The 13336-nt window shown below is 71.9% G+C and carries 11 protein-coding genes; 3 read left to right on the forward strand and 8 right to left on the reverse strand.

The window, feature by feature from the left end; all coding sequences use genetic code 11:
- Positions 1-11: 11 nt before the first annotated feature.
- The 3 genes from IE326_RS03275 to IE326_RS03285 all read right to left on the reverse strand — a co-directional run bounded on the left by IE326_RS03275 (position 12) and on the right by IE326_RS03285 (position 3300).
- Positions 12-887: a carbohydrate ABC transporter permease gene (locus tag IE326_RS03275; protein ID WP_229915189.1), complete on the reverse strand. Its 876-nt coding sequence runs from the start codon at positions 885-887 to the stop codon at positions 12-14.
- Positions 884-1897: a carbohydrate ABC transporter permease gene (locus IE326_RS03280; RefSeq protein ID WP_229915190.1), complete on the reverse strand. Its 1014-nt coding sequence runs from the start codon at positions 1895-1897 to the stop codon at positions 884-886. Before IE326_RS03280 ends, IE326_RS03275 begins: the two co-directional genes overlap by 4 nt.
- Before the next feature lie 80 nt (positions 1898-1977).
- Positions 1978-3300 carry an ABC transporter substrate-binding protein gene (locus IE326_RS03285; RefSeq protein WP_190040767.1) on the reverse strand — a complete coding sequence of 441 codons (1323 nt, stop codon included), beginning with the start codon at positions 3298-3300 and terminating at the stop codon, positions 1978-1980.
- 274 nt (positions 3301-3574) lie between these two features.
- Between IE326_RS03285 and IE326_RS03290 the strand changes: the two genes are divergently transcribed.
- On the forward strand, positions 3575-5968 hold the full coding sequence (locus IE326_RS03290; RefSeq protein WP_190040768.1) for a glycoside hydrolase family 2 protein: 2394 nt from the start codon (positions 3575-3577) through the stop codon (positions 5966-5968).
- Positions 5965-7011 carry a LacI family DNA-binding transcriptional regulator gene (locus IE326_RS03295; RefSeq protein ID WP_150236021.1) on the forward strand — a complete coding sequence of 349 codons (1047 nt, stop codon included), beginning with the start codon at positions 5965-5967 and terminating at the stop codon, positions 7009-7011. Before IE326_RS03290 ends, IE326_RS03295 begins: the two co-directional genes overlap by 4 nt.
- 239 nt (positions 7012-7250) lie before the next feature.
- Here IE326_RS03295 and manA read toward each other — a convergent pair whose 3' ends face one another.
- The 5 genes from manA to IE326_RS03320 form a co-directional block, all read right to left on the reverse strand.
- Positions 7251-8441: a mannose-6-phosphate isomerase, class I gene (manA, locus tag IE326_RS03300; protein WP_190040769.1), complete on the reverse strand. Its 1191-nt coding sequence runs from the start codon at positions 8439-8441 to the stop codon at positions 7251-7253.
- Positions 8442-8515: 74 nt separating this feature from the next.
- Positions 8516-9475: an ROK family protein gene (locus tag IE326_RS03305; protein ID WP_190040770.1), complete on the reverse strand. Its 960-nt coding sequence runs from the start codon at positions 9473-9475 to the stop codon at positions 8516-8518.
- A 199-nt stretch (positions 9476-9674) separates the two neighbouring features.
- Positions 9675-9944: a hypothetical protein gene (locus IE326_RS03310; protein WP_150236024.1), complete on the reverse strand. Its 270-nt coding sequence runs from the start codon at positions 9942-9944 to the stop codon at positions 9675-9677.
- Between the two features lie 323 nt (positions 9945-10267).
- A complete protein-coding gene (locus IE326_RS03315) occupies positions 10268-11278 on the reverse strand; it encodes a quinone oxidoreductase family protein (RefSeq protein ID WP_190040771.1) in 1011 nt (336 codons plus the stop codon).
- Positions 11279-11914: 636 nt separating this feature from the next.
- Positions 11915-12475 carry a TetR/AcrR family transcriptional regulator gene (locus IE326_RS03320; protein WP_190040772.1) on the reverse strand — a complete coding sequence of 187 codons (561 nt, stop codon included), beginning with the start codon at positions 12473-12475 and terminating at the stop codon, positions 11915-11917.
- A gap of 115 nt (positions 12476-12590) precedes the next feature.
- Here IE326_RS03320 and IE326_RS03325 point away from each other — a divergent pair, with 115 nt between their 5' ends.
- The gene (locus tag IE326_RS03325; RefSeq protein WP_190040773.1) at positions 12591-13283 is read left to right on the forward strand and encodes an SDR family oxidoreductase; all 693 of its coding nucleotides are present in this window, start codon (positions 12591-12593) and stop codon (positions 13281-13283) included.
- The last annotated feature ends 53 nt before the right edge of the window (positions 13284-13336 follow it).

A 13336-nucleotide genomic window follows, 5' to 3' on the forward strand; every position in this document is an offset into this window, starting at 1 on the left:
TACCGCCTCCCCTACTTGGTGGCCCCCTGGGCGAAGCCGTTGTAGATCCACCGCTGGAGGAGCAGGAAGACGATCAGCGTCGGGATGATGACGAGGATCGCGCCGGCGGAGATGGCCTCCCAGTGCGCCCCGAAGGGGCCCTTGAAGCGGAAGAGGGCGGTGGAGACCGTCCCCAGGTCCTCGGAGTGCAGGTAGAGGAAGGGGATGTAGAAGTCGTTGTAGGTCGTGATGCCCTTGATGATGACGACGGTCGCGATCGCGGGCTTGAGCAGCGGGAAGATGATCTTCCGGTAGATCGTGAAGGCGTTGGCGCCGTCGAGCCGGGCGGCCTCGTCGAGCGAGACGGGGATGCCCCGGATGAACTGCAGGAAGATGTAGACCGAGACGATGTCGGTGCCCATGTAGAGCAGGATCGGCGCCCAGCGGGTGTCGACCAGGCCCATGCCGTTGATCACCTGGAAGGTGGCGACCTGGGTGGTGACGCCGGGCACCAGGGTGGCGATCAGGAAGCCGGCCATGACGGGCTTCTTGCCCCGGAAGTCGAAGCGGTCCACCGCGTAGGCGGTCATCGAGCCGATGACCACCGTGCCGCCGATCGAGAAGACGAGGATGAAGGCGGTGTTCCCGAACGCCGTCAGCATCTTGCCGTCGTGGAAGGCGGTGACGTAGTTGTCGAGGTTGAACCAGTTCCCGGGCAGGGAGAGCGCGCTGCCGTCCGCCGCCTCCTCGGAGGTCTTGAGCGAGGTCAGGAAGACGACGGCCAGCGGGATCAGGACGACCGCGGACGCCACCAGGAGCGACAGGTAGGTCAGCGCGCCGCCCACGGGAAGCCGGCGGCGGGGCCTTCGGGGCCCCTTCACGGCGGCGGTCAGGTCGGGGGAGGTCATACGAGGTCCACCTTGTCGTCGGGCACGAGCCGGCGCTGGATCCAGGTGACCAGCAGGATGATCAGGAGCAGCACCACGGCCGCGGCCGAGGCCAGGCCGGTCTTGTTGAACTGGAAGGCGAGCTTGACCGTCTGGATGACGAAGGTCTGGGTGCCGGTGGCGCCGCCGGTCATGATGTAGGGGATCTCGAAGACCGAGAGCGAGCCGGAGATCGCGAGGATCGCGCTCAGGCTGATCACGGGCTTGATGCTCGGGGCGATGATGTGGCGGAACTGCTTCCACTTGCCGGCCCCGTCCAGCTCCGCCGCCTCGTAGAGCTCGCCGGGAATGGACTGGACGGCGCCGAGGAAGAGGACGAAGTTCAGTCCGGTGAAGCGCCACACCGAGACGCCCGCGAGGGAGGCGTTCGCGGAGGCCGGGTCGCCGAGCCAGGCGTGGTCGGTGGTCACGCCGAGCCAGGTCAGGACCGAGTCGAGGGTGCCGCCGTCCTGGAAGAAGTACAGGAAGACGAAGCCGATGGCGACGCCGTTGATGAGGTAGGGGAAGAAGAGGATCCCCTTGAAGAGGTTCCGGAAGCGCAGGTCGAAGCTGAGGATCACCGCGAAGTACAGCGCGACGGCGATCTGCACCACGGACGCCGCGAGGTAGTAGCCGCTGACGAGGAAGACGCGGAAGAGCTCGGGGCGGGTGAAGATCCGGACGTAGTTGTCGAAGCCGACGTTCTCCCGGTCCGGGCTCACCCCGTCCCAGTCGGTGAAGCCGTACGAGATCATGCTCGCGACGGGGACGTAGGTGAACGTGATCAGCAGGGCGAGCGGAGCCGCCAGGAAGAGCCAGGGCGTGATCCGCCGGAGCGGCGCGTCGCGCCAGGATCTCGTGCGGCCCGCGGCGGGGCTCCGGCGGCCCGCCCGGCCCCGTCGGCGGCCCGCCGCGCCGGCCTCGGCTGTGTCCGTGCCGGATCGCCCTGTCACGGCGGCGCCCCCGGGTGCGGTGTCGGTGGTCTGGTTCATGTCGGCCTTTCGTGTCCGCGACTGCGGAAGGTCCAGGGGCCCCGGCCGGTGTCGTGCGGCCGGGGCCCGCTCCGCCGGTATCAGCTACCGGCGGTCTTCGCCGCCTCGTCCCACCTCTTGTCCAGGTCGGCGAAGAAGTCCTCCGGGCTGCCCTTCGCGGCGCCCCGGGCCAGGTCGATCAGCTTCTGGCGGTAGTCCTGCTTGTTGAGGCCGATCTCGGCCGCCTCGTCGATGTCGTTGACGGCCGCGGTCTTCGCCTCGGAGCGGTCGAAGAAGCTGACATCGTTGTCAACGAACTCCTTCAGGGTCGCGGGCATCGGCGCGGACTTCACCGCCGAGACCACGCCCTCCTTCTCGGCGAAGCCCGACTTCTCGGTGAACCAGTCGATCCAGGCCCGAGCCGCCGGCTTGTTGCGCGAGTGGATGCTCACGGCCTGCTGGTAGTCGGAGACCAGGGCGGCGCAGTGCCTGCCGTCCTTCTGGACCGGGAAGGGCATGAAGCCGATGTCGGATGCCTCGCCCCCGGCCCGCTTCGCCGCGTCCTGCATCTGCGTGACCGCCCAGGAGCCGAGCATCATCGTGGCGATCTTCCCCTCGCCGAGGAGCGCCTTGGAGGTCTCCCAGTTGGTGGTCGTCGGGTCCTTCTCCGACAGTCCCCGCTTCACGATGTCGTACAGGAGCCCGTCGGCGGTGCGCAGTTCGCTCCCGGCCTTCCACGGCGAGACCGGCCCGGCGAGGGCGTCGCTCGCCCGGGCGTCGCAGCCGACGACGCCGAGGTTGCTCGTCCACTGGACCAGCGGCCAGCCGTCCTTGAAGTTGGTGTAGTAGGGGGTGGCGCCGGTCTTCTCCTTGACCGCCTCCAGGCCGGCCAGGAACTCGTCCGGCGTCTTCGGCCAGGTGGTGACGCCGGCCCGCTCCCAGAGCTTCTTGTTGTAGACGAAGCCGTTGGCGGTGCCGAACTGGGCGATGCCGTAGACCTTGCCGTCCACCTCGGTCTTGTCGGCGAAGCGGTACTTCGACAGCTCGGCGGTGGTGCCGAGGGGGGCGAAGAACTTGGGGTAGTCGTTCTTGGCGACCGCGCCGGGGATGAAGAGCACGTCACCGTACCCGTTGGTGTTCATGCGGATCTTCACCTCCCCCTCGTAGTCGGTGATGCCGTCGAAGTCGACCCTCACCTTCGGGTAGACCTTGTTGAACTCGGCCGCGTACCGCCGGAGCGTCCCGTTCTGGATCAGGTCGGTCCGCTGGGTCAGGACCTTGATCTCGCCGGAGACCTCCTTCGGGTCCGCCGGGGGCGCCGCCACCTCCCCGGTGGCACCGCCGCCTCCGCCGCACGCCGTCAGCGCGAGCATCGCGGCGGCCAGCACGGCACCCGAGAACGCGGTCGTCTTCTTGTTCCCCATGGCCCAACTCCTTCAAAGTCACGGCTCAGGTCATCGGTGGGATGACGGCACTATGTCAGCCAGTCGTGAACCGGTAAAGCTCTGATTTCCAGCGTGATGCCCAATCGTTACCGGACGACCACCCGCCAAGCCGCTGATGAAGCGGTTTCCCTGCCGTTCCGCCCCTCACTCGGTGTTCACTTCACCGGTTCATGGACAGTTAAGTAAATCTCCGGCTAACTTGTCGGCCCGTACCCACATCCCGCCCACCGCCAGGCGATTGGAGCCGCACACCATGAAGGACGTCACCCAGCTGCACGAGGGGTGGAGCCTGCGCCACGAGGGCGCCTCGCTCCCGGCGCAGGTGCCCGGTTGTGTCCACACCGACCTGCTCGCCGCCGGGGTGATACCGGACCCGTTCCTGGGGCGGAACGAGACGGAGATCGCCTGGGTCGGACGCCGGGCGTGGTCGTACGGGACGGAGCTGGCCCACGACAGCGGGCACGAGCGCTCCGAGCTGGTCTTCGAGGGCCTGGACACCGTCGCCGAGGTCCTCCTCGACGGCGCGCCCCTCGGCTCGGCCCGGAACATGCACCGCGTCCACCGCTTCGACGTCACGGGCCGGTCGGGGCCGCTGGAGGTGCGCTTCGGCTCGGCGTACGACGAGGCCGAACGGGTCCGCGCACTGACCGGCGACCGGCCCAACGTCTACCCCGAACCCTTCCAGTACGTACGGAAGATGGCCTGCTCCTTCGGCTGGGACTGGGGCCCGACCGTGGTGACCGCCGGCATGTGGCGCCCGGTGCGGATCGAGCACTGGTCGACCGCGCGGCTCGCCGAGGTCCGTCCGCTGGTCACCGTCGACGGCGCCACCGGCCACGTCGAACTGCGGGTCAGGACCGCCCGCACCGACAGCGGCGCCGGCCGCCCGCTCACCCTGCGCGCCACGGTCGCCGGCGTCGTCGCCGAGACCTCCTTCGAGGGCGCGGAGACCGTGCTGCGCCTGGAGGTGCCCGAGCCGGAGCTGTGGTGGCCGCGCGGGTACGGTTCCCAGCCGCTGTACGGGCTCGACGTGGAGCTCCTGGACGGAGCCGGGACCCCGCTCGACGCCTGGTCGCGGCGGATCGGCTTCCGCACGGTGACGGTCGACCGCTCCCCCGACGCCCACGGCACCGGCTTCACCTTCGTCGTCAACGGCGTGCGGATCTTCGCGCGCGGGGTCAACTGGATCCCCGACGACGTCCTGCCGTCCCGGATCACCCCCGAGCGCTACCGCACCCGGCTCGCCCAGGCAGCCGACGCCAACGTCGACCTGGTACGGATCTGGGGCGGCGGGATCTACGAGGACGACGCCTTCTACGACGCCTGCGACGAGCTGGGCCTGATGGTCTGGCAGGACTTCCTCTTCGCCTGCGCCGCCTACCCCGAGGAGCAGCCGCTGCGCGGAGAGGTGGAGGCGGAGGCCCGCGACAACGTTGTCCGCCTGATGCCGCACCCCAGCCTCGTCCTGTGGAACGGCAACAACGAGAACCTGTGGGGCTTCCGCGACTGGGACTGGGAGGAGCCGCTCGCCGGCGACTCCTGGGGCGAGGGCTACTACCTCGGGGTCCTGCCCCGGATCGTCGCCGAACTCGACCCGACCCGCCCCTACGCGGCCGGCAGCCCCTGGTCCGGATCCTGGGACCACCACCCCAACGACCCCCGGCACGGCACCCACCACTCGTGGGAGGTGTGGAACCGCCGTGACTACGCCGACTACCGGACCGAAGTCCCCCGCTTCTGCTCCGAGTTCGGATGGCAGGCGCCGCCCGCGATCAGCACCCTGCGGCGCGCGCTGCCCGGCGAGGACCTCGCCCCGGACTCCCCCGGCATGCTGCACCACCAGAAGGCCGAGGACGGCAACGGCAAGCTGGACCGGGGCATCGAGCGCCACTTCGGCCTCCCCGAGGGCGACTTCGACCGCTGGCACTACCTCGCCCAGGTCGTGCAGGCCCGCGCCGTCGCCGCCGGCATCGAGCACTGGCGCTCCCACTGGCCGGTCTGCGCGGGCACCGTCGTCTGGCAGCTCAACGACTGCTGGCCCGTCAGCAGTTGGGCCGCGATCGACGGCGACGGACGCCTCAAGCCGCTCCACCACGAACTGCGCCGCGTCTACGCCGACCGCCTCCTCTCCCTCGTGCCCGCCGAGGGAGGCCCGGTGCTCGCCCTCGACAACCAGTCCGGCACCACCTGGCACACCACCGTCACCCTGCGCCGCCTCACCGCGGACGGCACCGTGCTGAAGGAGGCCGCGCTCGACCTGGAGGCCGCCGCCCGGACGGTCGTGCGCCTGGTCGTCCCGGCGTCGCTGCTCCCCGACGCCGCCGGCGGCAAGGAGTTCCTGGTCGCCGACGCGGACGGCCTGCGGGCGGTCCACCTCCCGGTGTACGACAAGGAGTTCGCCCACCCCGCGCCCGCGTACGACGTGCGGGTCGAGGCGGCGGACGGCGGCGCGGTCGTGACGGTCACGGCCCGGACCCTGCTGCGGGACCTCCTGCTCCAGGCGGACCGGCTGGCCCCGACGGCGACCGCCGACCGGGGACTGGTCACCCTGCTGCCGGGCGAGGAGGTCCGGATCGCGGTGCGCGGCTGGACGGGCGGCGACCCGGAGGCCGTACGGGCGGCCCTGTTCACCGTGGGAACGGTGTGACCGCCCCAGCCTCCGGCGGCCCCGGCCGGCGGGTCACGATCAACGACGTGGCCGCGCTGGCCGGGGTGTCCAAGGGCGCGGTGTCCCTCGCCTTCAACGACCGCCCCGGGGTGTCCCCGGCGACCCGGGAGCGCATCTTCGCGGCGGCCGGACAGCTCGGCTGGAGCCCGAACCAGACCGCGCGGAACCTCTCCGGCCGGCGGACGGGCATCATCGGCCTGGCGATCTGCCGGCCGGCCCGGCTCCTCGGCCTCGAACCCTTCTACATGGAGTTCATCTCGGGCATCGAGGACGTCCTCGCCGAACGCTCCTGCTCCCTCCTCCTCCGGCTCGTCCGCGACCTGGACGAGGAGACCGCCCTCTACCGGGAGTGGTGGCGCGGCAGGACCGTCGGCGGGGCGATCCTCGTCGACTTCCACCGGGGCGACCCCCGGATCCCGCCCCTGCGGACCCTCGGCATGCCGGTGGTGGCCGTCGGCCACCCCTCGCTGACCGGCGGCTTCCCCTCGGTGTGGACGGACGACGCCTCCGCGGCGGCCGAGGCCGTGCGCTACCTGGCCGCCCTCGGACACCGGCGGATCGCCCGCGTCGGCGGCCCCTCCGGGCTCGGCCACAGCGGCATCCGCGCCGCCGCCTTCGCGGCGACCATGGCCGAACTGGGCCTGGACGGGGGGCGGCAGATGGCGACCGGCTTCGCGGGAGAGGAGGGGGCGCGGGCCACCCGCAGCCTCCTGATGTCCCCGGAGCGGCCGACGGCGATCGTGTACGACAACGACATCATGGCCGTCGCCGGGGCCGCGGTCGCCTCCGAGATGGGCCTGTCGGTCCCCGACGACGTCTCCCTCCTCGCCTGGGACGACTCGCAGCTCTGCCGGCTCACCCACCCGCCGCTGTCCGCGATGAGCCACGACGTGCACCACTTCGGGGAGGAGGTCGCCCGCACCCTCTTCGGCATCGTCGAGGGCACCCACGAGGGCCCCCGCCAGGTCCCCACCCCGTCCCTGACCCCCCGCGGCTCGACGGGCCCGCCGCCCCGCGCGTAGCCGGACGGCGGACCCCCACCGCCCGGACGGCGCTGCGGCTCGATTCCGGGCGGTGGGGACTTAACTTCGTCATGGGTGGGGGCAGTTCGCCTTTGCGGTACGGCGATTTCCCCCGTCCGCCTCGGGCCGCCGCCTCGAAGCCGGGAATCGCGGGGCCCGGTCACGACAACCCTGAACATAACCGGTTCAGTCCAAAGGCGTTCTCGCGAACCGCCTCCCCCACCACCCCTCGCCACTCCTCACCCGAGGGATTTCGCCGTGCCCGTCGTGGCGCGGAAGGCCGTACCGTTCCCCTCCAGCCCCGCCTCGGCGCCCGCGGGCACGTACACGGACCGCCCGGGACCGATGCGGAGGCGCTCCTCCGCGGAGGAGACGGTCACGCTCCCGGCGACGCAGAGGAGGATCTGCGGGGCGTCCAGCGTCACGCGCGGCTGCGGTCCGCCGGGGCGCAGTACGTACCGCGACAGGCGGAAGTCGTCGACGGGCGCCGGGTACACCTCCTCGCCCTCCTCCTCGCGGGGGGTCAGGACACGGGCCGGGGGCGCGTCGAAGCGGACGACCCGGGTCAGCTCCTCCGCGTCGACGTGCTTGGAGGTCAGCCCGCACCTCAGGACGTTGTCCGAGTTCGCCATGACCTCCACGCCGAGCCCGGAGAGGTACGCGTGCGGGACCCCGGCGCCGAGGAACAGCGCCTCGCCGGGGGCCAGTTCGACGTACCGGAGCATCAGCGCGGACAGCAGCCCGGAGTCGCCCGGATGCGCCCGGGCGATGCGGTCGTAGGCGGCGGTGCGGGCCTCGCCCGAGTCCGCCGCCGCGTCCGCGAGGGCCCGGGCGACGGCGCCGAGCAGGCCCGCCGGCGGCCGGAGGAAGGCCCGGAACACCTCGGCGAGCGCCTGGTGCCCGGGAGCGGCCCGCAGGGTCTCGGCGTACGGCCGCAGCGCGGGCACGCGCAGGGAGTCGAGCAGTCCGGCGGTGTCCGCCGGGCTCCGGAAGCCGCACAGTCCCCGGAAGGGCGTGAGGGCGACGATCATCTCGGGCTTGTGCTGGTCGTCGCGGTAGGTGCGGTGGGCCGCGTCCCGGGGCACGCCCAGCGCGTCCTCCCGGGCGAAGCCGGCCCGCGCCTGGGCCGGGTCGGGGTGCACCTGGACGGAGAGCGGCGCGTCGGCGGCCAGCAGCTTGAGCAGGAACGGCAGCCGGGGCCCGAACCGGCGCACGGCGCCCGCTCCGAGCTCGCCCTCCGGGTCCCCGGCCACGACCCGGTCCAGCGGCACCGGGACGCCGTCCCTGAGCACGCGGGAGGGCGCCGCCGGATGGGCGCCCATCCAGAGCTCGGCCTGGGGCGCCCCGGTGGGCGGCACGCCCATGAGTTCCGGCAGGAGGGTGCGGGAGCCCCAGTCGTAGGGCTGGACGGTGTTGTGAAGGAGGTCCATGGTCGTTCGGTCGTTCCCTGGGGTGCGTACGGCGGAATGAGGAAGGGGGGACAGCGGCGAGCGGGCGCCGGACGTCAGGCGGCCGACCGCCCCCGCACCGCCACCCCGGCGGCGGCGCCCCCGACGGCGGCGGCGCCGATCAGTCCGGCGTCGAGGGCCAGCCCGGCGGGCACGACCCGGAGGCCGCGGGTGAAGTCGAGGACGGCGTACGAGGCCAGATGGCGCCGCAGCGGCGCGAACAGCGCCTCGCCCGCCTGGGAGACCCCGCCGCCGACGACCACCAGGTCGAGCTCGACGAGCGCGGCCGTCGCGGCGACGGCGGCGGCCAGGGCCCGCCCCGCCCGGTCGAACGCGGCGAGCGCCCGCGCGTCCCCCGCCCGGGCCGCCTCCCCGACCTCGCGGGCCGTGGCGGGCCGGCCCGCCGGGGGCCGCCAGCCGGACTCCAGCGCGTGGGCCGCGATCGCCGTGCCGCTGGCGTAGCGCTCGACGCACCCCCGCGCCCCGCACGGGCACACCGGCCCGTTCTGGTCCACGGTGATGTGCCCGATGTGACCGGCGTTCCCCGTCCGCCCCGCGTGGAGGGCGCCCCCCAGGACGAGGCCGCCCCCGACCCCGGTCGAGACCACCATGCACAGGGCGTTCGCCACCCCCCTCGCCGCACCGGCCCAGTGCTCCGCCGCCGCCATCGCGACCGCGTCCCCCACGAGCACCGGCTCGACGCCCGCCGGCACGGCCGGATGCCTCCGCACCCGCTCCACCAGCGGAAAAGCCCGCCAAGCCGGAATGTTCACCGGACTCACCGTCCCCGCGAAGGTGTCCACGGGCCCCGCACTCCCGATCCCCAGCCCCTCCAGCGCCCCCCACTCCGCCCGGCCGGCCAGCTCCCCCACCACGGCGTCCACCGCCCGCATCATCCCCTCGGCGGACCCCCGCGCGGGGGTGGGCCGCTGCACCCGCGCCACCACCCGCCCCCCGGCGTCCACCAGCCCCCCGGCGATCTTCGTCCCCCCGATGTCCAACGCCCCGAACACCATCCGCCTCACCTCTCCACAGCCTTCCGACCCGTACGAACCCACTCTGCCCACCCATGACAACGTTGTCTAGCCCGAAACGGATCCGGTTAAGCAACACCGGGGCCCCCACCGACCCCGCCCCTCCGGGGACGGCGGCCCCGCACACTCCGCTCCCACTCCAACTCCCTTCTGCCCACAAGGGAGTCACCCGAGAAACCCGTCAGGAGACCGGATAGGCGTACTGAACGTGGACCAGACGCGCGACGCCGAACACCAGGAACACCGCGGGCGGCAGCAGCCACCACCGGCCGAGGACACCCCGCCACGCGGGCACCCACGAGAGGAGCAGACCGAGCGCTCCGAGCACGCACAGGAACACGGCGGCCGCGGCGATCCCGTCGATCGCGGCCGAGTCCCAGTCCCCCTCGGGCCGGATGAACAGGGCGCCGTAACCCAGGTGGCAGCCGAGCAGATCCACCAGGACCAGCACGCCCGCCCACCCCACGCGCCCCGCCCCGGACACCCGCCCCGCCCCGCTCACTTGACGGCACCCCTCGCCTCGTCCAGGTTCCGGCCGAAGCCCCGGCCATAGGCCTGAGCCTGCTCATTCTGCCCATAGGCCCCGCCTGCGTCACCGGAAAGAGGTCGCCGACCCGACCAGGGGAGAAAGGGCGGTTCAGAGCAGTCTTTCCGTCTCACCCGAACGCGGCTCTGGCCCGCCGAGTGCTTGACGAGGTCGAGGATCTCAGCGATGACGGTCGGCCATGCCCTCGGCATCTCGGTCTCCACGGTCCCCGACCTCGTCCCCCGCGATCAGCTCTGCGCCCCCTCGCGGCGTCCCGTAGCGGCCGCATCGGGCATGAGGAGCAGCTTGCCGGTGGTACGCCGAGCCTCCAGATCGCTGTGGGCCCGGGCGGCCTCGGACAAGGCGTAGCGGCCCGTCACGGTGACTTCAAGCGCCTTGGAGCGCACCCACTCGAACACGTCGGCGGCCCGTCGGAGCAGTTCGGACCGATCGGCGATGAAGTCCCCGAGACTGGGCCGGATCAGGGTCAGCGAGCCCCCGTGGGCGAGCCGGATCGGATCGAACGGCGGCACGGCACCGCTTGCCGCACCGAAGAGCACGAGGTGGCCTCGGGGTCGCAGGCTGGCGAGGCTCGCGTCGAAGGTGTGCGCGCCGACGCCGTCGAAGACGACCGGCAGTCCCTGACCGCCGTTGAGCCGCCTCACCTCGGCCGCGAGGTCGTCGACGGCGGAGGAGAGGATCACCTCGGCGGCCCCGGCGCGCTTCGCCGACTCGGTCTTCGCCGTGGTCGACGTCGTGCCGATCACCCTGCCCCCGAGATGGGTGATGAGCTGGGTCAGAAGCAACCCCATGCCACCGGCAGCGGCATGCACGAGCACCGTGTCGCCCTCCTGGACCGGGTAGGCGTCCTTGACCAGGTAGTGCGCGGTCATGCCCTGGAGCAGCACGGCGGCGGCCGTCTCGAAGCCGACGTCGTCGGGCAGCGGCACCAGCCGGGAGGAGTCCACGACGGCCCGCTCGGCATACGTGCCGGGAATCTCCACCCAGCCGACCCTGTCCCCGACCGCGACGCCGGCAACTCCGGGCCCCACTTCGACGACCGTGCCGGCACCCTCGGAGCCCGGGATGAACGGCAGTGGGACGCTGTACCGGCCCTCCCGGTGGTAGACGTCGAGGAAGTTGACCCCGGACGCGGCGACCTCCACGACCGCCTCGCCCGGACCCGGCCGCGGCGGCTCCACCTCGGCCTCCCGCAGCACCTCGGGACCGCCCACTTCGTGCACCTGAATCGCTCGCATGACCCCTCCGGTGATCGGCTCGTCCCCCACCAACCCCGTCGACGGCCATCCGATTCCCGGCAAGCGGACCAGCCCACCGCCCCGCCGAGAGCTGAGACCCCTGCTCTGCATCCGGCCCTGGGTCATCAGCACCTGGACGCCATGGAGGTACGGGCGCCCGAGGGTTCACAGAGGAGTGCGTGCGGCATCCGAACATACGCGGGACGAGGCTCGCAGCCGTCAGGAAGCCGGCACGACGCCCAGCGCCACCCAGCGGAAGGGAAGATGCGTTGCGCAGTCAGCAGGACAGAGGGGACGCCCCGGGGCACCCCAGCCCTGACCTGATACCTCACCAGGAGGAGTGCCATCCCCCGTCGAGATATCGCCCGTAACGCCCACACGGCACCTATCACCCACCCACAAAACTCCAGGTCAGGCGTCCTTCTTCGCCGGCTCCAGAATCGCCACGCACTCCACATGGTGCGTCATCGGAAAGATGTCGGCCTGAGCAGATGCCGTGAAATACCAGGTCAGAGCGCCATGTCGGTTCTCTGCCTCCCCTCTCCACGTGCGCAGAGCGTCAAACGAGCGCCATGACGACCGGCTCGCCACTTCCCCGGGGACCGGACGGCTGCCACGACGCCACCGCGCCCGTGATCAGCCCGCTTCAGTCAAGGCCGCGTGCGCGGCGGCGAGGATCTCCCCGGAGAGCGGGGAGTCCTTGGTGGCCCGGGACAGGACCAGCGCACCGAACAGGGTGCAGAGGCGGACGATGCCGTCCTGGTCGTCACCGGCCAGGAAATCGGCGAAGTCGGCCACCCCCTCGGCGTAGACGCGACGGGCCTCGCGTCCCCCGCCCTCGCGCGCGATGTCGGTGGCGAGCGCGGCGACCGGGCAGCCGTTCGCCGGGTCGTCGCGGTGCTCGACGGAGAGGTATGCGTCGATCAGCGCCTGCTGGGCCGCGGCGCGCTGCCCGTCGCGCCACTCGAGCCCGGCGCTGTAGCGCTGGGCGAGCTCGGCGAAAGCGTGGGCGGTGGCCTCGTCGACGAGCGCCTCCTTGGAGGCGAACTGCTTGTAGAAGGCGCCGTGGGTCAGACCGGCTGCCTTCATCAGATCGGCGACGCTGACCTGCGTGCCCCTCTCCCGGAACAGCCGGGATGCGGTGTCCACCACCCGCCTGCGATTTTCCTCCGCCTGCGCCTGTGATACGCGGCCCATGACCACCTCCCATTTGGATGTCGACTGGCATCTATCATAGGCCCATGTTTAGATTGGCTTCATAATCTAATTTGTCGCGGGTGGCCGACGGCACCCGCCACGACGAGGAGCGAGCATGGAACTGAAGAACGCGGTCGCGGTCGTCACAGGCGCCAACCGGGGCTTCGGGCGGCACCTGGCCGCCCAGCTCGCCGAGCGGGGCGCGAAGGTGTACGGCTCGGCCCGACGCCCCGAGACGGTCGACGTGTCGGGCGTCATTCCGCTGCGGCTGGACGTCACGGACGAGGCGTCGATACGAGAGGCCGCGCGCGTGGCGTCCGACGCGACACTGCTGATCAACAACGCGGGCATCTCGACCGGCGCGACGCTGATCGGAGGCGACGTGGCGGAGGTGCGCCGGGAGATGGAGACCAACTTCTTCGGGCCGCTCGCCGCGACCCGCGCCTTCGCCCCCGTCATCGAGGGCAACGGCGGCGGCGCCGTGCTCAACGTCCTGTCCGCCCTGTCCTGGTTCCACCCGGCAGGACTCGGCTCCTACGCCGCGTCCAAGGCCGCCGCTTGGGCGCTGAGCGACGCGACCCGTGAGGAGCTGGCACCGCGCGGGATCACCGTCTCTGCGCTGCACGTCGGCTACATGGACACCGACATGGCCGCCGGCGTGCCCGCCGATCAGAAGGTCGCCGCCGCCGACGTCGCGGCCCAGGCCCTGCACGGCATCGAGACCGGCCTGTTCGAGATCCTCGCCGACGAGACCAGCCGGTACGTCAAGCAGAGCCTGTCCGCGGCACTCCAGCCGAACGCGACCTGACGCTCACCCCTTCCCCCGGCGCGACCACCCTCAGAACCCCTCATGCAAGGACG

This window comes from Streptomyces filamentosus (genome assembly GCF_014654895.1).
Classification (GTDB): Bacteria; Actinomycetota; Actinomycetes; order Streptomycetales; family Streptomycetaceae; genus Streptomyces; species Streptomyces filamentosus.